The 22,920-nt window shown below is 70.4% G+C and carries 17 protein-coding genes; 6 read left to right on the top strand and 11 right to left on the bottom strand.

Annotation, left to right across the window (positions count from 1 at the left end; all coding sequences use genetic code 11):
• The first annotated feature begins 331 nt into the window (after window positions 1-331).
• Both WMF29_RS03010 and WMF29_RS03005 read left to right on the top strand, forming a co-directional pair.
• Window positions 332-2,674, top strand: a complete 2,343-nt coding sequence (locus WMF29_RS03010; RefSeq protein WP_437327388.1) for a membrane dipeptidase — start codon at window positions 332-334, stop codon at window positions 2,672-2,674.
• Between the two features lie 676 nt (window positions 2,675-3,350).
• Window positions 3,351-4,619 (top strand): glycosyltransferase, encoded by a 1,269-nt coding sequence (locus WMF29_RS03005; protein WP_437327387.1) that lies wholly within the window; start codon window positions 3,351-3,353, stop codon window positions 4,617-4,619.
• Window positions 4,620-4,674: 55 nt separating this feature from the next.
• Here WMF29_RS03005 and WMF29_RS03000 read toward each other — a convergent pair whose 3' ends face one another.
• Genes WMF29_RS03000 through WMF29_RS02985 form a run of 4 tightly spaced genes read right to left on the bottom strand, consistent with a single transcriptional unit; the run spans window position 4,675 to window position 6,845 of the window.
• Window positions 4,675-5,244, bottom strand: a complete 570-nt coding sequence (locus WMF29_RS03000) for a manganese efflux pump MntP (protein ID WP_437327386.1) — start codon at window positions 5,242-5,244, stop codon at window positions 4,675-4,677.
• Window positions 5,241-6,269 carry a CDF family Co(II)/Ni(II) efflux transporter DmeF gene (gene dmeF, locus WMF29_RS02995; protein ID WP_437327385.1) on the bottom strand — a complete coding sequence of 343 codons (1,029 nt, stop codon included), beginning with the start codon at window positions 6,267-6,269 and terminating at the stop codon, window positions 5,241-5,243. Before dmeF ends, WMF29_RS03000 begins: the two co-directional genes overlap by 4 nt.
• A gap of 11 nt (window positions 6,270-6,280) precedes the next feature.
• Window positions 6,281-6,553, bottom strand: coding sequence for a metal/formaldehyde-sensitive transcriptional repressor (locus WMF29_RS02990; RefSeq protein WP_272097643.1), 273 nt, complete (start codon window positions 6,551-6,553; stop codon window positions 6,281-6,283).
• A gap of 31 nt (window positions 6,554-6,584) precedes the next feature.
• Window positions 6,585-6,845, bottom strand: coding sequence for a hypothetical protein (locus WMF29_RS02985; RefSeq protein WP_437327384.1), 261 nt, complete (start codon window positions 6,843-6,845; stop codon window positions 6,585-6,587).
• A 1,219-nt stretch (window positions 6,846-8,064) separates the two neighbouring features.
• Here WMF29_RS02985 and WMF29_RS02980 point away from each other — a divergent pair.
• The 4 genes from WMF29_RS02980 (at window position 8,065) to WMF29_RS02965 (ending at window position 13,346) form a co-directional block, all read left to right on the top strand.
• Window positions 8,065-8,358, top strand: a complete 294-nt coding sequence (locus tag WMF29_RS02980) for a hypothetical protein (protein WP_437327383.1) — start codon at window positions 8,065-8,067, stop codon at window positions 8,356-8,358.
• A 195-nt stretch (window positions 8,359-8,553) separates the two neighbouring features.
• Window positions 8,554-9,735, top strand: a complete 1,182-nt coding sequence (locus WMF29_RS02975; RefSeq protein WP_437327382.1) for a hypothetical protein — start codon at window positions 8,554-8,556, stop codon at window positions 9,733-9,735.
• A gap of 114 nt (window positions 9,736-9,849) precedes the next feature.
• Window positions 9,850-12,255, top strand: a complete 2,406-nt coding sequence (locus WMF29_RS02970; RefSeq protein ID WP_437327381.1) for a DEAD/DEAH box helicase — start codon at window positions 9,850-9,852, stop codon at window positions 12,253-12,255.
• Window positions 12,252-13,346 (top strand): RING finger protein, encoded by a 1,095-nt coding sequence (locus WMF29_RS02965; RefSeq protein ID WP_437327380.1) that lies wholly within the window; start codon window positions 12,252-12,254, stop codon window positions 13,344-13,346. The genes WMF29_RS02970 and WMF29_RS02965 overlap by 4 nt, the downstream gene beginning before the upstream one ends.
• A 114-nt stretch (window positions 13,347-13,460) precedes the next feature.
• Here WMF29_RS02965 and WMF29_RS02960 read toward each other — a convergent pair whose 3' ends face one another.
• The 7 genes from WMF29_RS02960 to WMF29_RS02930 form a co-directional block, all read right to left on the bottom strand.
• Entirely contained in the window at window positions 13,461-13,784 is a 324-nt protein-coding gene (locus WMF29_RS02960; RefSeq protein WP_272097631.1) for a hypothetical protein, read from the bottom strand.
• 108 nt (window positions 13,785-13,892) lie between these two features.
• Window positions 13,893-14,723, bottom strand: coding sequence for a hypothetical protein (locus WMF29_RS02955; RefSeq protein WP_437327379.1), 831 nt, complete (start codon window positions 14,721-14,723; stop codon window positions 13,893-13,895).
• 78 nt (window positions 14,724-14,801) lie between these two features.
• On the bottom strand, window positions 14,802-15,584 hold the full coding sequence (locus WMF29_RS02950) for a hypothetical protein (RefSeq protein WP_437327378.1): 783 nt from the start codon (window positions 15,582-15,584) through the stop codon (window positions 14,802-14,804).
• Window positions 15,585-16,223: 639 nt separating this feature from the next.
• The gene (locus WMF29_RS02945; RefSeq protein WP_437327377.1) at window positions 16,224-19,622 is read right to left on the bottom strand and encodes a GAF domain-containing protein; all 3,399 of its coding nucleotides are present in this window, start codon (window positions 19,620-19,622) and stop codon (window positions 16,224-16,226) included.
• Window positions 19,623-19,727: 105 nt separating this feature from the next.
• Window positions 19,728-20,573 (bottom strand): lysophospholipid acyltransferase family protein, encoded by an 846-nt coding sequence (locus WMF29_RS02940; RefSeq protein ID WP_437327376.1) that lies wholly within the window; start codon window positions 20,571-20,573, stop codon window positions 19,728-19,730.
• Between the two features lie 156 nt (window positions 20,574-20,729).
• Window positions 20,730-22,187, bottom strand: a complete 1,458-nt coding sequence (gene gatB / locus WMF29_RS02935) for an Asp-tRNA(Asn)/Glu-tRNA(Gln) amidotransferase subunit GatB (protein WP_437327375.1) — start codon at window positions 22,185-22,187, stop codon at window positions 20,730-20,732.
• A gap of 51 nt (window positions 22,188-22,238) precedes the next feature.
• Window positions 22,239-22,913: a NuoI/complex I 23 kDa subunit family protein gene (locus tag WMF29_RS02930; RefSeq protein WP_437327374.1), complete on the bottom strand. Its 675-nt coding sequence runs from the start codon at window positions 22,911-22,913 to the stop codon at window positions 22,239-22,241.
• Between the last annotated feature and the right edge of the window lie 7 nt (window positions 22,914-22,920).

Raw genomic sequence — 22,920 nt, 5'->3', positions numbered from 1 at the left:
TCGCGGAGCGGCTCGCGGTCTCCCATCGTTGCGTGGAGTAGCTGCCTCTGGACCGGCGGCGAAGGCGACAAAACGCGCCAGGCGCTGACAAAACCCGCCACGCGATGCGCAGCCGCGGTGCACCGCTTGAAAATGCGGTGGAAACTACCCCAGATAACCAGGCGTCCTCAGCGCCTGGAACACCCACGACCCTCGGACCGCGACACCCATGACCTGCCCCGACGATCGCCTGACACCTGCTCTATCGACTCGCCCCGGCCCGGCGCCCCGAGAGCGCCGCCGGCGCTGGCCGCGCCCCTTCGCGACCGCGGCCCTTGCCGCCCTCGCCCTCATGACGTCCGCGTGCGACCCGGGAACGCCCTCGCCTGCCGGCGAGCAGGGCGAGACGGACGATCTCGCGCTCTCTGCCTCGCTCGGCCTCTCCGCCGGCGCCGCGGCGGCAGACGGCGCCGCGGCGGCGCTCCCCGTCCCCTCCGCGGCGGCGCTCGGCGGAGCCCCGGTGAGCGGGTTCGCGGATCTGCACTTCCACATGATGTCGGAGGAGGCGTTCGGGGGTGGATGGCTCCACGGCAAACACGACGGCGCCGGCGCGCTGGACGATTGCGACGGCGGCAGCCCAGGGAGCGATCACGGCCGCGTTCGACAGGATCTCAGCGCGCTCCTTGACCGGTGCCCTCAGTCGACGATGCTCGATTTCGCCAGCAGCGGCGCGCTTTCCGCGCTGCTCGGCCTGGGGGGCGGCGTCCTCGGCTCGGAGGTGATCGGCCAGACGGAGGGGACGAGCGGCGACACAGGGCTCCACCTCGGGCGAAAGCGCTTCTCCGAGGGGTGGCCGCGCTGGGACACCATCGCTCACCAGCAGGGCCATGTGAGCTGGCTGCGCGCGGCGCACGATCGCGGGCTGAGCCTCATCGTCATGTCGGCGGTGAGCTACGACTGGCTCTGCTCGATCCTGCCGGAGCAGAACCGGCAGCGGGCCTGCGACGAGATGGTGGATGTCGATCTCCAGATCCAGATGACCCGCGCGCTGGCCGCGCGAAACGCCGGCTGGATGGAGATCGCGCTCTCGCCGGCGCACGCCCGGCAGATCATCGGCGCGGGCAAGCTGGCGGTGGTGCTGTCCATCGAGGCCAGCCACCTGTTCGGCCGAGACGTCGACGCGGCGAAGATGCGCGCGCAGCTCGCCAAGTACCACGCCCTGGGGGTCCGGACGCTCCAGCCGGTGCACCAGGTCGACAACGCCTTTGGCGGGGCGGCGCTGCACAACCCGATCTTCCAGTTCGCGCAGTACACAGAGAGCTGCTTCATCGACACCGACTGCGGCGCCACCCTCGCGGGGGTCACGCTGGGCATGGATGTCGACGCGAGCTGCCGCAACATGCGCGGGCTGACGCCCCTCGGCGAGGCGCTCGTCGGCGAGATGATGGACCGGGGAATGCTGCTCGACGTCGCGCACCTCTCGGAGCGCGGCGTCGATCGGGTGTTCCAGCTGGCGCGGGCGCGCGACTATTATCCGATCTACATCTCCCACGGTCACTTCCGGGAGATCATGGCCCCGGCGGTGGCCGAAAAGGAGAAGTCCACGCCCGCACGGGTGATCCGGATGCTCCGGCAGACGGGCGGCATCTTCGGCCTGCGCACCGCGCACGACGAGACCCGGCAGTACAGCCGCAGCTCGGTCGAGAACAGCTGCCAGGGCTCGTCCCGCTCCTTCGCGCAGGCCTACGAGTACGGGCGGCTCGGCCTGAAGGTCCCCATGGCCTTCGGGGCCGATCTCAACGGCTTCATCCAGCAGACCCGGCCGCGCTTCGGCGAGGATGGCGCCTGCTCGGCGGCGTTCCAGGCAGAGGCCGATTGCCAGGCCTGGGAGCAGCGCGCGCAGGGGCCCGGCCCCCTGGGGACGGAGTTCGACGAGAAGGGCCTGGCCCACGAGGGGATGCTGCCCGACCTCCTGGCCGATCTGGATCGCCTGGGCGTGGACACGACCGGCCTGAGATCCTCGACGGAGTCCTTCCTCCGCATGTGGGAGCGCGCCCAGGGGCCGCGGGCCGGGATGGCCGATCCCGCCGCCGATCTCGACGAGACCGGCATCGCGCCCTTCGTGGCGGCGGAGGAGCGGGAGCTCGCCTATCCCACGAAGTGCGGCGCGGCCTACTGCCCTGGATTTCAGGTGCTGGGCGGGCGATGCCGGTTCGATGACGAGTGCGCGAGCGGCCAGTGCACTGCCGTCGCCTGCAACGCGATCCCGGGGCGCTGCGTCTGCAACGACGACGCCGATTGCGGCAGCGGCCTCCGCTGCGCGCTCAAGACGCCTGGAGTCGGCGGCGACAACGCCTGCGAGCCGAAGAAGGCCGAGCATCAGCTGTGCACGCGCGACAGCGAGTGCGCCTCCGGCCGCTGCGGCGGGCTGATCGCCGGCGCGGGCTTCTGTTACACGCCCGGATCGAAGAGCATCGGCCAGGGCTGCCGTGTGAACGAGGAATGCCCCAGCAACCGCTGCGGCGATCTCACCCAGACGTGCCTCTGCCGCTCCGACGCGCACTGCGCGGCGAGCCAGTTCTGCGGGTGGGGTACCAACGAGGGCGAGTGCGTCGGCAAGCGCGGCCGGGGGGCGGCGTGCACGAAGGACAACCAGTGCGCGTCCGGGAACTGCAGGTTCCTCTTCTGTCGCTGACGCGCCACGCGACACGCCAGACGTCGCCAATCTCACTTGCCGGGAGGCAGGTCGATCGCCGGCGCCCGACTGACCGCGACGGGAGCGATGACGCGTGGACCTGCCCCTCGTCGACGAGCGCCTCCACACCTTCTTCAATGCCTCTCCGTCGCTGAGGCGCTGGTTCTGCGGGACAAAACCGTATGCGGCGGCGGGAGAACCCCGACGTTCGCGCCGGGGCTGGAAGTCGCGGACGGATCCCGTCCAGCCGGAGCGAGCGCACGCCGCGCGGCTCGGCCTGGACAACAATCCTCGTGTACCACCGTCTTACCATTCACCACCGTTTTCTATTGCCACATTCCGGGTTCGGCCTATATTCCACGCCAATCAACTTTCCTACCATCCGCCGCGCAGCGCCCTCGGCGTGCTGCAGCGCTTACGCTTCTCGAGCCCAGGACGCTCGTCCATCAGCGCTTCGCTGCATCGGCCAGGGAGCGGAGCGCCGCTCCGCCGATCGGAGAAGCCAGATCACGCCTTGAGGAGCCAGGCAGCGCAGGCACGCTGGACGAGCAGCGCGCGTCGACACTGTTCCATTCGTTCGAGGGGGAGAGACATGGATGTTCGTGACATTTATGGCGCGGGAGGCCGCGACCTTGGCCGGGCGGGGCTTCCATGGAAGCTCGGGATCGCGCACGTTGTGAGCAGCTTGAAGGCCGGCGACGCCGAGCAGGTGGTCGTCGATCTGGCGGCGCTCCAGCGCGCTGCGGGCCATGACGTGACCGTGATCGCCATCGCCGACGATCCGGATGGCCCGCGGGCGGAGCAGCTGCGGCGGCGCGGCGTCGATGTGCAGCTCTTGCCGAAGCGCCGCGGCTTCGACGTGAGCATGACCGCCCGGCTCGTCGCGCTCTTCAGGGCGAGAGGTATCTCGCTCGTCCATGCGCACAACCAGCAGCCGCTCATCTATGCCGCGCCCGCGGGCTGGCTGCACCGCGTCCCGGTCGTCCACACGAAGCACGGCGTCTCGGACGACCTGCAAAGCCGGCGATGGCTGCGCAGCGCCGCCGCCGCGTTCGTCGACGCCCACGTCGCGGTCTCGCGGCCGACGGCCGAGATGCTGGTCAACCAGGGCCAGGTCAGCGCCGAGAAGCTGCACGTCGTCGCCAGCGGCCTCGACCTGTCGCGGTTCGCGCCCGATCCGGTGGCCAGGGCCCGTGTCAGGGCCGAGCTCGGCATCTCGCAGCAAGCCTGGGTGCTCGGGAGCGTGGCGTGCCTCTCTGCCGTGAAGAACCACGCATTGCTCCTGCGCGCGGCGGCGCAGGCGCTGCCGGAGGACGGGCGGCTGCTCCTCGTCGGAGATGGCCCGGAGCGCGCGCGGCTCGTCGCGCTCGCGCGCGAGCTCGGCCTGTCCGACCGCGCGCTCTTCGTCGGCGGGCGGCACGGCGTGCCCCAGATCCTCGCCGCGCTCGACGCGTTCGCCCTCTGCTCCGTCGCTGAGGGCCTGCCGCTCGCCGTCCTCGAGGCGATGGCCGCCGGGCTCCCCGTCGTCGCGACCGCGGTGGGCGGCGTGCCCACGGCCCTCACCGACGGGTACACGGGCTTCCTCGTGCCTTCCGGGGACGCCGAGGCGCTCGCGGCCAGGCTGGTGGAGCTCCGCGACGACCCCGCGCTCGCCGCGCGGATGGGGCGGTACGGCCGGAAGGTCACGCTCCAGCGCTACTCCGCTGCCCGCATGGTCGAGCGCTACATGGACCTCTACGCGTTGCTGCTCGTACGGCAGCTGCACCGCGGCATGCCTGCGGTCCGGCCGAGCGACCTGCTCGCCTATGCGCGGGGCTCCTCGTTCTTGCAGCGCGCGCTCGGCGTGAGCGCGGCCGCCGAGGTCCCGGGCCGCGGCTGGGGCGCGCCGCGCGGCGACGCAGCGGCGAGCGCGCGGCGGCGCTCGCCGATCGCGCTCTCGATCTGAGCGGGCTCTCCGACGCAACGGAGCCAGCCGGCGGGCGCGATCTGCGGGGACATGCCTACGACATCAGAAGGTGTTCAAGGAGAATCTTGAACCCGAGTCCGATGAGAACGACCCCTCCAGCGATGTCGAGACGCTTGCCGAGCATCGCCCCGAACCGCCGTCCCGCGAAGAGCCCCGCCGCGCTGAGCAGCGCCGTGACGACGCCGATCGTCACGACGGAGATCGCGAACGGAGCGTTCAACATCGGCAGCGTGATGCCCACGGCGAGCGCGTCGATGCTGGTGGCGATCGCCAGCACGAACATCGAGCTCAACGCGAAGGGATCGACCGTGGTCTCGCCCTCGCCGCTGTCGTCGCCGCGGGCTTCCCAGAGCATCTTTCCGCCGATGAACGCGAGCAGCACGAACGCGATCCAGTGGTCCCACGCTTGCACGCGTGGACCGATCCGCGCTCCGAGCAGCCAGCCGATGACGGGCATCAGGGCCTGAGAGCCGCCGAAGAACGCCGCGACGAGCAGGACATGGCGCGCTCGAATCGCCGGGACAGACAGCCCCCGTGCCGCCGCGACAGCGGTCGCGTCCATCGCGAGCCCGAGCGCGAGGAGCAAGATCGCGCTGAAGCTCACGAGCCCCTCCGCGCGTCACCGGCAGAGAGCGGGTGAACCTCGACAGTGACGTGCTGGAGGCTCGCGATCGGGGCGAGCGCGTCACGGTAGGCGGAAGGCGCCAGGGGGCTCGGCACCGCGACCGAAACGATGCAGGCGCGCGCGCCGGGACCGATGTCCCACAGGTGGAGATCGACGACGCTCGCTCCAGCGAAGGTGGACTCGATTCGATCGCGGATGCGCCGAGCGAGGGACTCGGAAGGGACGACGTCGAGCAGCTGCCTGGCTGCCTGTCGGCAGAGCCCGTAGCTCCACCTCGCGATGACGAGCCCGCCGACGATGCCCATCGCGGCGTCGAGGAAGGTCCAGCCAAAGTAGCGCCCGCCGAGGAGGGCGAGGATCGCGAGCACGCTGGTCAGCGCGTCCGCGAGGACGTGGAAGTACGCCGCACGCAAGTTGTGGTCGTGCCCGTGGTGGTCATGGCCGTGGGCGTGCTCGTCGTCGTGATCGCCATGGTCGTGATCGTGGTGATCCTGGTGATCGTGGTCGGGATGGTCGTCGTGCGCCTCGTGATGGTGCTCGTCGGCGTGGAGGAGCTTCACGCTGACGAGGTTGACCGCGAGACCGACGACGGCGACAGGAAGCGCCTCGGAGAAGGCGATCGCCTCGGGATGGAGGAGACGGCGCAGCGACTCGACGACCATGAGGAGCGCGATGAGCGCAAGCACGACAGCGCTCGTGTACCCGGCGAGGGCGTGCACCTTGCCCGTCCCGAAGGAGAACGCGCTCGACCCGGACTGCTTGCGCGCGAACCAGTACGCGAAGGCCGCCATGCCGAGCGCGCCCGCATGCGTGGCCATGTGCCAACCGTCGGCCGTGAGCGCGAGCGAGTTCGTCGCATAGCCGACAACGAGCTCCGCCACCATCATGGCGAAGGTCAGGGCCACGACCCACCGGGTCCTGGTTTCGTGCGAAGCCGCGGCGGCACCGTGGTCGTGGGCGTGTCGAAGCTGGGCGAGCTGATCGGATCCAGTGGAGTCGCTCATCGTTGCTTCCTTCACTTCACATAGGTGCGGACGATCTGAACCAGCTCCTCCGCGGCCTCCCGCTGAGGTCCCGTTGCACGCTCCCCGTCGATGACGTGGGTGCGGATGTGCCCTTCGATGAGCTCGCCCACGAGGCCGTTCAGCGCGCCGCGCGCCGAGGTCACCGTCTGCAGGACCTCCGAGCAACCCGCTTCGCCCTCGAGGGCTCGCTCCACCGCTTCGAGCTGCCCGCGGATCCGCCGAACGCGGGCGATGAGCTTCTTCTTGTTCTCGACCGTGTGCACACATATAGCATAGGGGGGTATACTATCCGGGTCAAGCGCCGCGCGTTGGCTCCTCTCGGCAGCCGGCGAGGGTCGGTGCAGGTCCGTCGCCCTCGCCGAGGTCGCTGAGGCCGAGCTCCCATGGGTTCGGCAGGGTGGGCGGCAGGGGGCCGTTCAGGTACACGGAATGGGTTTGCGCGGGCTTGAGGAGCTCGACGATGGCCCGCAGATGCCGGCGCTCGCGGTCGGCAAGGATGCGCGCCACCTGGACGCTGGCGGAGTAGAGGGCGAAGCAGCCGGACTGTCCGAGCACCCGGTCGGTGCCGAGCTCCGACTCGCCGAGCGTGAGCGCGCCCGCGCTTCAACGGCATGATCGCTTCAGCGGCGCCTGTCGAAGCAAGGACTCGAGGATGGTCGTAACGAAACCGAAATGGCCGGCTCCACCATCGCGCATGCGGGTGCGCTCGCTGCTAAGTCGCCAGCTCCGCAGGCTTCTGCGCAGCGGCCTCACGAAACACATGGCGGACACACGAACCGCGTAATAGCGTACGCTTCCGTTCCCGTCCGGAACGGCTTGGTGCCTCAGCAGCCACGTGACGCTTGCGGAATTTCCCCAATTTTCCTGGAAATCGGTGCGAGGCTGGGGATCCTCCATCGCCGGATTGCAAAAAGTGTTTATTCTGAGGATCCAATGACCATTCATGTCACTACAAATGAAGACATTCGAAGAGCGATCCAGCGCGGGCTTCGACTTCCTGTACGTTTCGTGCGCGATAACGTGCTGGAGGGGCCGTGCGCGTCCGAACCCGAAGACCATTGCGAGCGGCGGTGCGATTACTGGAACCTTCGAGGGCGGGAGAGGACACAATTTCGCTCACGATTTAACAATGTTATCAATGCGTTAACATCGCGCCAGAGAATCGTCGTATGGACGTCCGGGTTGTGGAGCGACCGGCTGATGTTGTGGGCGCTCTGCGCGTGGAGGCTCCGCTATTGGCCCGAGCACCCGGTTCATCGGCTGGCGCAGAGCTGAGTAAGTATTGGATGATACGCATCAGCGATTGCTCCTTTGCTGTGCGGCTGCGCCAGTGGGCCGAGCACCGTGGGGCTGAAGCCGCGCTGGAGAGTGTGCCCTACAGGACGGACAGAGCACCTATGCTAGAGGCTCGCTATAGGTTGTCGGCTGTCGGCGATGAAATAAAGCGACGCGGTCTTGCGGAAATCGCCCAAGGGCCACCGCTGCCGGTGTGGGGCGTCACGGCGTACGACCCACGGGCTCCTTGGGTCGTGGTGGATGACCACGCAGGTCAAAAGCGCCTCCAGCGCCTCGGAGAGCCCGCCACACAGGACGCGGGATGACGCGTCGCGGTTCGCCATATCGACCCCGCACCGGCGAAGATGAACCGCGGCAAAGCACCCGGGGGTAGGCTCACGCCGGCGGTTCGCAGCAACGGCGGCGACACCGCGCCCGCGCGCCATCGGGACGCCTCCCGGTCGCCGCGGCGCTGGCCGATGCGCAGGAGCACCGGAGGATGGCGGCCGCCGCGCGCGCCATCGGGGACGACGCGCTGGCGCACGCGCTGCTGGCGGGCGACATCACGACCTCTCCCGCGCCGCGCCCGCGCCTGACCGCGATGTGGCCGGCGCTTCTCACGCGCTCGATGAATCGGCGAACCGGTAAACCGATGCGCAGCCAAATCAACGCGAAGAGAGATCTCCACAGCGAGGTCCCGGTGGCCAATCCGTGGGGCGTTCGAGGCGCGGATTCGCCGTCACCCATCGGGCAGGTAATGCCTTCAGCCGAAGCCAGGCCCGTGGACCCATGATTCTGCCGAGCGCATCGCACACATCGCCACACTTCACCAGCATCACCACGCGGCAACGCCGCACGCTTTCGTCCATTTCATAGAAGCGTCCGGGCGCGCGCGAGCAGAAGATGGACGCTTCGAGCAGCGAGCGCCGCTCGAAGCACCACGGTGAACATCGTGGTGTTCACCCCGTTCCCATGGAGGGAAGCGCCTATGCTGGGATGGTTTGGATTTCTCGCGGGCAGCGCCTTCGGCGCGTACGACATCGCCTCGGTCGAGGTCACGCGACCGCATCCATCGCTCGAGAGGGTGGTCTACGAAGTGGACGCCGGGGACAGCCCCCTCGATCGATTCTCGATCATCCACGTGAGCAAGCGCGGGGCCGGCCGCGGCTGCAGCGAGCCCGTGATCCTCTTGAGCCCCTTCTCGCTTCCGGGCGAATTCTACGAGATCAGCGAGACCGGGAGGTACGCGAAATCCGCGGCCGGCGAGCTCGCCATGGCCGGCCACGACGTCTGGCTCGTCGACCAGCGGAGGACCGAGCTCCCGCCGGGCGCGTGCGAGTCAGGCGCCGCCGATTGCAGCGTCATGGCCGACTGGAGCTTCGACACGCTCTCGAGCGACGCGCTCTTCGCGCTCTCCCTCGTGCGCTCGCAGCATCCCGGCGCGCGGCCCGTCATCGGAGGATTCTCCGCGGGCGCCAACACGGCCATGGCCACCGTCAATCGCGCACCCGGCGCCTTCTCGGGCGTGTTTCTCTACGAGGGCACCTTCTACACCGAGGATCCGGCGATCGCCGCGCACAACGACGCGATCTGCAGCAACCTCGAGGGGGCGCTCGCCGCGGGCTCGACCTACGACCCCAGCCTCGCCGTCCTCGGGCTCGCGTTGCGCGGCGCCGCCGCCGATCCCCAGGGCGAGTTCCCCCTGCCCATCTTCCCGCCAGGCACGACCAACCAGCTCGCCATGCTGCTCGTCTTCGGCGCCCCGCCCCCTCCGGGCGCGCTCGCCCCGACGCCCTCGTTCGTGCGCACCGTCGCCGATTTCGAGACCCAGAGCCTCGTCTATAGCGACCAGTCCCGGCTCGAGCTCGTAGGTCCCCTCTTCGACAATTACGGCTCCCTCGCCGCCATCCGCGATCTCGCGTGCGGGCTCTCGGGGCGCGACGCGAGCCATTATTCTAACCTCTCCGCCTTCCGCGGCGACGTGCTCATCTACGTCGAGGGCACCGGCTTCGGCCCCGCCATGTTCGACAGCGCCGGCCTCTTCGATCGTGCCGCGTCCGTCACCATCGATCACAACCCCGAGCTCGGCGAAGCGGACGTGTACTTCAACGTCCACTGGAAACGGACCTTCCTCGACCCCTTCACGCGCTGGCTTCGCCAGAAGATCTAGGACGCATTCCGATCAGGGGCGTCAAATTTCCAAAAATAATCGTCCTGTTCTCGCCGTTCTCGCGCCCATGGCACCTCGACATCCTGGCGCTGGAGGGATACACGCGGCCGAGTCATGCAGGTCTCGACGACGCCCATCACGTCGATCTCCGCAAGCGACGTGAACTGGCTGCTCGCCACGGAAGCGGCCAGTCGGCTGCTCTCGGGCGCTGATCTCTTCACCTTGGCGTTCGCGCTCTCGGGCCGGTCGCACCAGGAGCCGCTGACGCTCGACGAGGCGCATGACCTTCTCCTCGCGCACGGCCTTCCACAGGCGCTCGCGGGCAGCGCGCTCATCGAGCGGATGCGCGAATCGACGAGCGCGGATCCAGCGTTCCTCGTCTACAACGCGAGCACGTTCTGCATCGACCGCAACGTCGGTGTCCCGCGCCGGCTGGGACAGCTCGTCTTTCGTCACGACGTCCAGCGACTCCTCGTGGCCCATCGTGCGGAGCGGCTGCCGCCGGAGCGCCCTGTCACCCGCGCTCATGCCCGCTTGCCTGCGCGGGCTCAGCGGAACGACGCGCCCGCCGCGACACAACGAAGCCGTCCCACCACCCCGACCCCGGAGCGCCCGGCGCGCGCCCGCGCCGCCGGCGCGCGCGCCACGTCCACAGCCTCCCGGCCGCCCGCCGCCTCCCGGCCGCCCACCGCCTCCCGGCCGCCCGCCTCCCGGCCGCCCGCCGCCTCCGGCGTGGTGGAGCCGGCGCCCCCGCCCGAGCCGGCTCCTCTGCCGGCCCCGCCGCCCAGAAAGCCGGCGCCGCTCCTGATGTCGGGCCTCGACCGATCCGAGCTGCTCCAGCGGCTCGCGGGCCCGCCGTCCTCGCTCGCAGCGGTGAGCCACGCGCTGCGCGCCCACCTGCTCGCCTCGGCCGAGCAGTTCGAGGAGCTGCTCGCGCTCGCCGCGCTCACCGGCGTCGAGCCGCACCGCTACCAGATCGAGACCGCGCGCCGCGTCCTCCGCGTGTTCCGCGGGCGCGCCCTGCTCGCCGACGAGGTCGGGCTCGGCAAGACGGTCGAGGCGCTGACGATCCTGCGCGAGTACCAGCTCCGCGGGATGGTCCGGCGGGCGCTCGTCCTCGTCCCCCCTGCGCTCGTCGGCCAGTGGACGGGCGAGCTCGCGGAGAAGGCCGGGATCGCCGCGCGCACGACCGACGACGCCGCGCGTACCGCGGATCCCGAGGCCTTCTGGCGCGATGAGGGCGTGGTCGTCGCGTCGCTCGCCCTCGCGAGGAGCGCGAAGCACGCGCCGCTCGTCCAGGCCGCCTCGTGGGACCTCGTGATCGTCGACGAGGCCCATCACGTCAAGAACCGCACGACCGCCGGCTTCAAGCTGGTCGACGGCCTGCACAGCCGGTTCCTCCTGATGCTCACGGCGACGCCGATCGAGACCGATCTCGAGGAGCTCTACAACCTCGTGACGCTGCTCAAGCCCGGGCAGTTCGCGACCCCGGCGGCCTTCCGCGCGCAGTTCGTCGACCCGAAGGACCCGCTGTCGCCGAAGAACCGGGAGCGGCTGCGCGCCCTGCTCGCCGAGGTGATGGTGCGTAATACCCGCGCCGACAGCGGCCTCGCGCTGCCGCCCCGTTACGTGAGCACGGCGATGGTCGAGCCGCTCCCGGAGGAGCGCGAGCTCTACGACCGCGTCCTCGCCCTCGTGCGCGCGCACGGGGCCGACGCCGGCTCCCGGATGCTGGCCTCCACGCTCCTGCTCGGCGCCGGATCGAGCCCCGCCGCGGTGCGCGGCAGCCTCGAGCGCATGAGCGCGAGCGAGCGGCGCGCCCCCGCGCTGCGCGCCGCGCTCGCCGCCCTCGCGGAGCTCGCGGCCTCGGTCCACGCGTCCCGGAAGGGCCTTGCGCTCGTCGATCTCGCGCGCGCTCACGACGAGCAGATCCTCGTCTTCACCCGGTTTCGCGACTCTCTCTCGTACATCGAGGCCGCGCTCCGCGGTGCAGGCGTCGAGCCCGTGGCGTTCCACGGCGGCCTCTCCGCCGCAGACAAGCGCGCGGCGCTCTCTTCGTTCCGCGACGGCCGCGCGCGTGTGCTCGTGTCCACCGACGCCGGCGGCGAGGGGCACAACCTCCATCACTGCCATGTCCTCGTGAACTTCGATCTTCCCTACAACCCCATGCTCATCGAGCAGCGGATCGGGCGATTGCACCGGATGGGCCAGCGAGAGGAGGTGCGCGTGTACAACCTCTGCGCGCGCGGCACCGCCGAGGAGCGTGTCCTCGATCTGCTCGACCGCCGCCTGCACCTGTTCGAGCTGGTCGTGGGCGAGATGGATATGGTCCTTGGCAACATGGCGGACGAGCGAGATCTGGAGGAGCGGATCGTCGCCCTCTACGCGACGTCGCGCTCGGAGGAGGAGATCGCGAGCGGCTTCGACGCCATCGCCGAGGAGCTCGCCGCGGCGCGCGGGCGTTACGAGCAGGTGAAGCGCCTCGACGCCAAGCTCTTTGGAAAGGACTACGAGGCGTGACCGCCGCGCTGGGGATGCTCTCGCCCACGGAGGGCGCGCTGCCCTCTCCGCTCGATTTCGTGGTCGAGGCGCTCGCGGAGGCCGGAGCGCTCGCCGAGCGGGACGACGCGCGGGCGGTAGCGCTCCTGCCGGCGCAGCTCGCGGCCGAGATCGAGGTCCCGGAGGAGTGCGCCCTCGCGCTCTACCCCGATCGGGACGGGGACGTCGCGTGCGGCCTTGGCTCGACGCTGCTAGAGCGGTTGATCGCGAGGGCGCGCGGGCGGCCCGTGTCCACCTCGGTGCGGCTCGCCGCGGATCCGCCGCGTCCTGCCCACGTGCGGGCCGCCGCGGACCGCTTCGCGCTGCGCAACGGGCTCTGTGAGCCCGGGCAAGTCTCCACGGGCACGGCGGTCTACGTCGCTGCCAGCGTCGCTTACGGCGTCGAGGCCGACGACCGGCGCGAGGGGCTCGTGCGGGTCGTGCTGAACGCGCATGACGGCGGCGAGCCGGACGCTGCGGTGGGCGCGCACCTGGATCTCGCCTGGCCGAGCGCTCTCGTGCTGCCGAGCGCCCTGCCTTTCTCGACGGACGATCGCACGGCGGACTGGATCGCGCTCCGCGCCGAGCGGGCGGTGCGCGCTGCGGTGCAACCGCTGCTCGGCGAGGTCGAGCGCAGGCACGCGCGGGATCACGATCGTATCGTGTCGTATTTCGCGGACCTGATCGCCGAGGCGAGGGCGCCGCGGCGGCGCGCGGATCCGAAGGCGGTCGAGGCCAAGATCGCGCACCTCGTCGCCGAGCGGAACGCGAAGCTTGAGGCCTTGCCCGCGCGGTTCGCTGCGAAGGTGACGTGCTCGGTCGCCGCGCTGGTGAGCGCCGAGGTGCCGGCGGCGCTCGTGAACATGCGTCTCCGGCGGCGCAAGGAGTCGCGAGACATCGTCTTGCGGCTTCCGGCGGGCGCCTCGAGCCTGGACAGGCTCACGTGCGAGGCGTGCGCCGCGGCGACGGCGCGGCCGGCGGCGTGCGACGATCGGATGCACCTGCTCTGCGAGGCGTGCGCGCCGAACGCGCAGGGCAGGATCGCGTGCCCGGCGTGCGCGAAGCGGCGCTGAAGACCTGTCCAGCCGCCGTCGCCGAACCGCTCCACGGTTCCCTTTTCGGTCTCCGATCCCAGGTGGCCCTGGCGATGGCGCCCTTTTCGCTTCGGTCCCCTGGTGATTCCCGGACTAGCCAGCGGGCGCGTCGAGCACGGGGAACTCCTTCACGGAGCGACCGCCCGCCTGCTCGACCGTCAATTCGCTCTCCACGTAGAGGACCTGGAGCCTGCTCGGCCCAAGGTTCTGGACGAAGACGACGTTGCCGTTGGGCTGGTAGGTGTCGGTGTGGCCCGTCTGGATGACGACGTCGGTCCAGACACCTACGTTGAGAATGGTGATGTTGTAGGTGGTCGCGCCGCCTCCGGGGTTGCCGGTGTTGTAGACGTGCATCGTCCCGGGGATGGGGCCGAGCTTGTAGATGACCTGATTGGGCGGGATATTGACGACGGCCATGGTTGTCTCCTGTCTTGTATAAAGGCACGACGAACAGGTCGTGCCGGTGCAACACGCGATGGCAGTGAATAGCAACGAATAGCAACGTCAATGCCAAGACATCGTCCTTCAGGGGCTCCGGACGACGAGCAGGGGGAGGATGTCCGCGCCGGCCGACACGGCCATGGCCCACGGCTCGGAGCCCCAGCTCCACCCCTCATTGATCTCGAACGCGAGCCGGCGGGTGCTCTCTTGGCCCAGCTCCACGAGCACGCCTGGCCCCGGCGACGTGGTGGCCGGGTCGCCGGGGCGGAGCCTCGACGCCGCGACGACGAGGAGCACCGTCTCCATGGGGTAGAAGACCTGGCGGCTCTTGCCATAGAGCGGAAAGGAGGCGATGGGCGCGGCGGTCTCGCCGAGGCGCTGCGCGAGGCCACAGGTGAACGGCGTCGACGTGTCGTTCTGTATCGAAACGGCGTTTGCCGGTCCCCCGAAGAGCACGACGCCGGTGCCCGTCGGCTCCTGCACGTAGAGCGCCTGTCCAGGCTCGATGTCGTACGAGGCCGAGGCGTCCACCCGGGCAGACGGCAGGAGCGTGCGGGTCTCGGTGTAGGCCCGATAAAGCGCCGCCCACGACAGGGTCGTGGTGAGCGAGTAGGTCCTCGATTGGAACCACACGAGCGGCACGCCGGCGGCGTCCTCCGCGCCCACCGCTTTGAAGGCGTACAGCGAAATCGCCGAGGCGGCGAGCGCGCTCGCCGTCTCGGCGCTCATGGAGACGATCAGCCGTCTCTCGGTCGGCGCTGAGGGGGAAATGGGCGGAGCGGCTTCGTCGACGCGCGCGGCCTTCGATGTCGCCGCGCCTGGCCGCTCGTCGGGCGTCCTGAGACCCGTGCCGCACGTCAGGGACAGCAACGACGCGGCGACGAGCGCTGCCTGTCCACGAAGACGTCGTCGCATGAGGCCTCCTTGCCGCGTCGCGCTCGTCGCCCGACCGCGGAGGGTGAACCGGCAGCCGGTCGCCCCGCGCGCGCCACGTCAGGCCTGGATCAGGCCGCCATTGCTGCGGGAGGCGTGGCGCGCCTCCTGCGCCGGCGCGTGGCCGCTTTGCGCCGCGAGGATCCTTCGGTTCAGGCTGGCGGACGACTGGAGCAGGAGCGGCGCGAGGTTGGCGCCCGCGGGGACGAGCTGTACGTTCGGGTTGCCGCTGGAGTTCCAGCCTGTGTTGATGTCGAAGCTCAACGAGACCTCGGGCTCGCTGGTGAGGTTGATCAGGGCGGCCTGGCTGAACGCCTGGAAGATGACCGTCCCCGTATTCACCGCCGTCGTGGCGAACTCCAGCAAGACGAGCTGGATGGGCGCGAAGACATCCAGCATGTTGCCGTAAAGCGGGAAGGCGCAGAGGGGCGTCGCCACCGGGCTGCCGCTCACCGACTGCACCTGCGAGATGCCGCAGACCATCTGCGTCGTGGTCTGGTTCGCGATCGAGATCGCGTTCTGCGTTCCACCGGTCACGACCGTGCCCGTGCCCGCCGGGCTCGTGACCTGGAGGATGTCGCTGAGGTTCATGTCGTAGGACGCGCTCGCCTTGATCTTGCCGCCGGGAATGATCGCGCTCTGCGAGGTGTACCCCTGATACTGCTCCTCCCACGAGATGGTGGTATCCAGGGAGAAGGTCTTGGTCTGGAACCACACGAGCGGCGCGCCGCCCTGGATGCTCGTCTGCACCCCCTTGAATCCATACAGATAAAATCCGCCCGCCTCCAGGGCGTTGAAGGTGTTCTGGTCCATCGCAATGTTGATCTGATAGGGCGTGGCCATGGCGATGCTCTCCTCTCCGAGAAATCCTCATGCATTCGCCTGGACCCGCCGGCGCCGCGCATCGACGCAGGTCATGGGATCCGAGCGATGCTGCGTCCAGAATTGCAACCAGAATGCCAATCGAAAACGTGGCCTCACGGACGCGGAACCGGAAGAAATGGCAACAACTTGCCCGGCGGCCCCTCCCTTGAAGGCAACACGTTGCCCACGGCAACAACTTGCCCTCGCCCCCGAGAGAACCATTGACGTCCGACGTGAGGCGAGCGACATCGGCGCTCGAATGAAAGCAGCCGTGCTCCCCGAGCGGCCCTTACCGAATCAAGAGCGTCCTCGGCCAGGGGCCATGGGCGTCAGTGCCGTGAGCGCCGGGGTGGGGGTGTGCGCGGCAGCGCGCGGGGGGCGCGCTGGAGCACCGAACGAGGTGCCATAAGCTCTCAGCGGGCTCCACGTCCCAGGCGCGCCTTATGTGGCGCGCAACGAAACGTCTCAGAGGGCAAGGCCCGAAGTGAGACATGCCGGGCGGTGTCTCATGCGCAAGCTCTCCCGCCCCCGTCTTGGCGGATGGCCAGCGCCCCCCGCGCGCTGCCGCGCACACCCCCACCCCGGCGCGTGCCCCCGGATCCCCCGTCTCTCCCTCACTCACTCGTCCCGGGACCAGGGCATGAACCCGGTCGCCAGGCACTTCACCGCCGCCGCCAGCTCGATCGGCTCGATCGGCTTGGGCACGTGCATCTGGTACCCGGCCGCGAGCGCCCGCACCCGATCCTCGGTCCGCGCGTACGGCGTCAGCGCCAGCGCCGGCGTGCGCCCCACCTTGCGCGGCAGCAGATCCCGCACCCGCCGGATCAGCGAGTACCCGTCCTCCCCCGGCATCCCGATGTCGACGACGAGCAGCGCCGGCTCCGACGTCTCCAGCAGCTTGAGCGCCTCGTTGCTGGACGTCGCCGTGCTGACCTCGGCCCCGCAGCGCCGCAGCACCGCCGAGAGCATCGCCAGCGTATCCGGATCGTCGTCCGCGATGAGCACCCGCACCCCGGTCAGCCGCGGGAACGGGTTGCGCGGGTCCGGCGCGATCCCCGCGTTCGTGAGCGCCGTCGCGGTCGCGCCCGTCGAGAGCGGCAGCTGCACCGTGCACGTCGTCCCGCGCCCGGGGCCGGCGCTCGTCACGCGCACCATGCCGCCGTGCAGCCCGACGATGTGCCGCACGATCGACAGCCCGAGCCCGAGGCCCCCGTGCCGGCGCGCGCCGCTGTTGTCCTCCTGCCGGAACCGCTCGAAGACGTGCGGGAGCGAGTCCGCCGAGATGCCCTCGCCGTCGTCGATCACCTTGACCTCGGCGAACCGCTCGTCCTGCGAGAGCTGCACCTGCACGAGCCCCCCGGGGCGCGCGAATTTTACCGCGTTCGAGAGCAGGTGCCACACGACCTGCTGCAGCCGCGCAGGGTCGCCCTCGACGAACACGCCCTCCGGATCGAGCCTCGTCTCGATCGCCACGCCCTTGCCCGCGGCCGACGGGAGGATCGACTCGACCGCCGTCTGCACCGGCAGCGTCAGCTCCACCGCGAGCCGCTCGATCTTCAGCGTGCCCGTCACGACCTGCGACGCGTCGAGCAGCTCGTCGATGAGCGTCACCTGGTGCTCGGCGTTGCGCTCGACCGCCGACAGCGCCCGCGTCTCCGCGACCCGATCGAGCGAGCCCGCCTGCATCATCCTCGCCCAGCCGAGGATCGCGTTGAGCGGCGTCCGCAGCTCGTGCGACACCGTCCCGAGGAACTCGTCCTTCAGCCGGTTGGCGTCCTGCACCTCGCGGTAGAGGCGCGCGTTGTCGAGCGCCAGCGCGGCCCGGTGCGCGACCTCTTCCGCGAAGGCCACGTCGGACCGCTCGAAGAACCGGCCCGACTCCGACGACACGAGCGAGATCGCGCCAAGGATCCGCCCCCGCGCCCGGAGCGCCACCACGAGGTACGAGAGCGGCGCGAGCGTCCGGTTGGCCGTGGCCTCCTCGCTCGTCATCGCCTCGTGCAGCAGCACGTCCCCGCGGACGTCCGCGTAGAGCTCCGACCGGCCCGTGCGCAGCACGCGCGCCACGGGGCCCGGCTCGCCGTCGACCCGGCTCGGGTGGAAGTACCGGAGCAGCGGCTCCTTCAGCGGGCTCACGTGCGCGGCCGCGACGTGGCGCAGCCCGAGGCCGTCGTCGATGTCGACCAGGCAGAAATCGGCGAGCACCGGCAGGACGAGCCGCGCGAGCGACTGGAGCGTCGCCGTGAAGTCCAGCGACGCGGCCAGCGCCGTGCTGAGCTCGGCCAGGAACGCGAACCGCCGCGCCGCCTCCTCCGCCTCGGCCCGCGCCGCCTGCACCCGGATCAGCCGGGCGCGCTCCTCCTCGGCCCGCTTGCGATCGGTGATGTCGCGGTGGATGCCGACGAGGAACAGCGGGCGACCCTCCTGGTCGTGGACCGCGTACGCCGTGATCTCGATCGGCACCTCGGAGCCGTCGCGCCGCACGCACGGGACCTCGCCGACGAAGGTGCGCGCGTCCTCGATCTGCTGGAGGATCCGGGCCGTGCTCTCCTCGCGGACGTCCTCGCGGTGGAGGAGCGCCATGCTCTTGCCGACGATCTCCTCGGACAGGTAGCCGAAGATCGACTCGGCCTCGCCCATCCAGTACCGGATGTTGCCCTCGACGTCCGTGACGAGGATGGCCTCGGGCATCTGCTTCAGCACCTCGTGCGAGAGGTGCATGGCCTCCTCCGTCTGCAGCGCGGAGAGGCGCGCCCGCTCGAGCGCCTGCGCGCTCTGCTGGACCAGCGCGAGCATGAACGCCCGGTCGTCCTCGGAGAACGACTGCGGCGCCGAGAAGCCGAACCCCACGGCGCCGAGCACGCGCCCCTCGAGGAAGAGCGGGATCGCCGCGTACGCGCGCTCGCCCGTCGCGACGCAGCACGACGCGAAGCCCGGCTCGAACTCGCCGAAGCGCTCCTCCGACTCGAGGAAGATCGGCTGGCGCTCCCGGACCGCGCGCGCGAGCGGCAGCTCCGCGCCGAGGTCGAAGCTCTTGAAGCGCGCGATCTGCGCCTCGAGGTAGCCCGTCGAGCGCACCGTCTCGAGCTCGCCGCCGAGCCCGGCGCGCAGCGCCACCACGCCGGTCATCGCCCCGGCGGCCGCGACGACGTCGCTCGCGAGCACGCGGAGCACCGCGGGCGGCGTGATCGCGTCGGACAGCGCGGCCGTCACCGCGAAGAGCCACGCGGCCCGATCCGCGCTCCGCTCCGCCGCGTGGCGCGCCTCCTCCGCCTTCCGGTAGAGGTAGGCGTTGTCGAGCGCCAGCGCCACGCGGTGCGCGAGCTCGGCCGCGAGCACGAGGTCGTCCGCGGAGTAGATGCGGTTCGACTCGGACACGCCGAACGACAGCACGCCGAGCTTGCGGCCGCGCGCGATGAGCGGCACCGCCATCGCCGACCGCGTGCCCAGCTGCTCCAGCGCCGCGGCGCGCTCGGCGGCCTCGTCGCTCTTGTCGCGATCGAGCTCGTGCAAGAGCTCGGACTCGCCGCTGTGCAGCACCTTGGCGATGCCGAGGCGCTCCTCGGCGTCGGGCGAGATCGCGCGCAGGAGCCCCTCGCGCTCGGGGTTCACGTGCTTCGCGGCGACCCGGCAGAACCGCTGCCGCGTCGCGCCCGCGTGGCCCGCCCGATCGGCGCCCGCCCTGTCGGAGTCCGCGGCGGCGCGCTGGCGCCGGGCCGCATAGATGCCCGCCACGGGCGCGGGGTCGAACCCGTCCGCCCCGGCCACGAACGTGGGATCGTTCGACGGCGGCGGCGGCGGCACCGAGCCGACAAGGCCCATGGCGTCCGCGGCGCCGCGCTCGATGAGATCGACCGTGCACCAGTCCGCCAGGTAGGGCACCGACAGACGCGCGAGCCGCTCGAGGATCGTATGAGGGTCAAGCGATCCGGTGAGCTGCTCGCTCGCGTCCGCCAGGAACATCAGCTCATTATGGATCGCCCCTCCGCGGGGCGGCTTCAGGACCTGCCATGCCATGGCGGTCTCGCTAGGGTTGCCTTCACGCTCCATGGGGTCGCCGGCGGCCCGCATCGTAGCGAGGGCCGATCGCAGAAGCCAGCGGCGCAGGAGAGAGCGCGGCGGCTAACCGTCGGCGACGAGCCGCGCGCGGGCGCGGTGAACGAGCGCCTGGACGGCGCGGTGCGACTCGTCGCGCACCTCGCCGACGTCCTGGCCTACCGTGGCGATGGGCGCGCCGACCTCGATCGCCACCGGGATACGTCGCGCACGGCTCACCCGGGCCATGTGCGCCGTGAACGACTCGTCGACGTAGGAGGACTCGGCGCCGCCGTACACGAGCCCCACAGGGACGATCTCCGCGCCGACGCGGCAGGCCGCGGTGAAGCCGCCCGCGCGGAACGGCCGCACCTCATCTCCGGAGAACGTGGTCCCCTCGGGGTAGACCATCACACCACGGCCGCCCTTGAGCGCGGCGCACATCGCCTGGACGACCGCAGAGCCGCTGCGCTTGCTGGAGCGGTCCACGAAGAGCGTTCCGACGCGGCGCGCCGCCATGCCGATGACCGGCCATCCGGCGAGGTCGGCCCGGCTCACGACCGTGGCCTCGAAGAAGGCGAGCGTGATCATGATGTCGAGCGCGGAGCGGTGGTTCATCACGAACAGCCGGCCGACCCCGGCAGCGTCGCGTCCAGGGCAGTACCCGGCGCCCGCCGGATCGGCCGCGCCGGCGGCGCGCCCTGAGGCGAGCTCACCCTGGAAGAGGCCGCCCGCGCGCACGTCGAGCCCGTAGAGCTTCAGGAGCGCGCGCCCGTACCGGCGCATCCATGTGTGGAGGACCACTTCGCGGTCGGCCGCGGGTGAGATCGCTGTGTCGACCTCGAGCAGGCCGTACATGCCGAAGGTGAGGCCGACGAAGCCGGCCGTGCGGAGAGGGAAGCGGAGGGCGTCGAGTGGACGAGCGCTGACCATGCGTCGGATGTCCTGCCCGCTCGGGGCGATCGGAGGCGGGGCGATCGTTCAACGAGGGCTTCAGCGAGGCGGAGGCGCCGGGCGCGCCCCGGATCGCGCGGCGAGAGCGCCTGCCGGCGGTACCCTATTTCACGCTTGCGCTCGGAGAAAGAGCCGTCACCCGCCCGTGGCGGGAGCTCCCTCGAGCAGTCGCTTCAGCACATCGTTCACGACGGCCGGGTTCGCGCTGCCCCCCGTCTTCTTCATGATCTGACCGACGAAGAAGCCGAACAGCGCGGTCTTGCCGGCGCGGTACGCCGCCGCCTGCTTCTCGTTCGCGGCGATGACCGACGCGGCGACGGCCTCGATCGCGGCGGCGTCGCTCATCACGGCCATGCCCTTGTCGCGGACGATGTCGCCGGGCGCCCGGTCCGTGCCGGCCATCTCCATGTACACCTCCTTGGCCTGCTTGCCGCTGATCGCGCCCTCGTCCACGAGGCGGAGCAGCGCGGCCACCTGCCCGGGGGCGACCGGGAACGTCGCCGAGAGCCCCGCCGTCCGGGTGTCGCGCAGCACCTCGCCCTGGACGAAGTTCGCGACCTTGACGGCGTCGCCGTGGAGGCGCGCGGCCTCCTCGAAGAACGCCGCGATCTGCGGGTGCCCCGTCAGGACCGACGCCGCGTACGGGGTGAGGCCGAGCGACTCGGTGAAGCGGCGCCGCTTGTCGGCCGGCGGCTCCGGGAGCGCGCCGCGCACGTCGGCGAGGAACGCCTCGTCCACGACGAGCGGCGGCAGATCCGGCTCGGGGAAGTAGCGGTAGCCGGACTCGTTCTCCTTGTCGCGGAGGAGGTACGTCTCCTTCTTCTCGGCGTTGTACCCGCGGGTCTGCTGCCGGACGCGGCCGCCCTGCTCGATGAGCGCGATCTGCCGCCGGATCTCGAGATCGATCGCCTCGGCGACGAAGCGGAACGAGTTGATGTTCTTGAGCTCCGTCCGCGTGCCGAGCTTCGTCTCCCCCGCCTTGCGGACCGAGACGTTGGCGTCGCAGCGGAAGCTGCCCTGCTCGAGGTTGCCGTCGTTCACGCCGATGAACATCAGGATCTCGCGCAGCCGCTTCAGGTACTCGGCCGCCTCCGCGCCCGAGCGGAGATCGGGCTCGCCGACGATCTCGATGAGCGGCGTGCCGGCGCGGTTGAGATCGACGACCGACAGGCCGCCGATGCCGTGGAGGTTCTTGCCGGCGTCCTCCTCCATGTGGACGCGCGTGATCCCCGCCCGCGTCTTGCCCGCCTCGGTCTCGATCTCGAGCTGGCCGCGCAGCGCGAGCGGCCGATCGAACTGGCTGATCTGGAACCCCTTCGGCAGGTCCGGGTAGAAGTAGTTCTTCCTCGCGAAGACGCTGCTCTCCTGGACGGCGCAGCCGAGCGCGAGCGCGGCGCTCACCGCCATCCGGACCGCCTCGCGGTTCAGGACCGGGAGCGCCCCCGGGAGACCGAGGCAGACAGGGCACGTGTGCGTGTTCGGCGGGTCGCCGAAGCTGGTCGCGCAGCCACAGAACGCCTTGGTCCGGGTGAGGAGCTGCGCGTGGACCTCGAGCCCGATGACCGCCTCGAAGGAGCCGTACGTCGTCGCCATGACCCGCCCTTCTAGCAGAACCTCGGCCGGACGAGAGGCGAGATGCCCGGCTCAGTGATCCGCGTGATCGCGCGTCAGGCCGGGGTGCGTCGGGTCGCCCGGCTCGTGGCGCGTGTTCGCCGTCAGCCGCGAGCCCGAACGATCGGAGAGGCTCATGAGGAGATCGCGCCTGTAGATGAACTGCTCGCGCGAGTCGTAGGGCACCGCGTGGAGGCCGGTGTCCATCCGGATGGCGTCGACGGGGCACGCCTCGACGCAGAAGCCGCAGAAGACGCAGCGGAGCTCGTCGATGACGAAGCTGCTCGGGTACCGCTCGTAGCCCTTCCGCCGATCGCCGTCGGGGTACTCGGCCGGCTCGATCGCGATGCACTGCGCCGGGCACGCCGTCGAGCAGCAGAGGCACGCGACGCAGCGGGGCGAGTTGTCCTCGCGCAGCGTGAGCCGGTGGATGCCCCGGAAGCGCTCCGGGTAGGGGCGCTTCTCCTCGGGGTAGCTGATCGTCGTGACGCCCGGCTCGAGCGCGTTCAGCACCGGGTCGGGCTTCTGGCCGAGCACCATCTCCTTCGTGTTCTTGAAGAAGTGCTTCATCGTGATCCCCAGGCCCTTGACCATCTCGGGGATGTAGGCCTGGACGTCGGCGCTCCGGGTCGGGCGCGGGATGGGCTTGCCGGCGATCGGCCGGCCGGCCGGCTTCGTCCACGTGTTGCTGGGGGTAGCTCTCGCCATGAGATCC

The organism is Sorangium sp. So ce381, from assembly GCF_051473845.1.
Taxonomy (GTDB): Bacteria; Myxococcota_A; Polyangia; order Polyangiales; family Polyangiaceae; genus Sorangium; species Sorangium atrum.
This window is presented reverse-complemented; position numbering and strand designations above follow the sequence as displayed.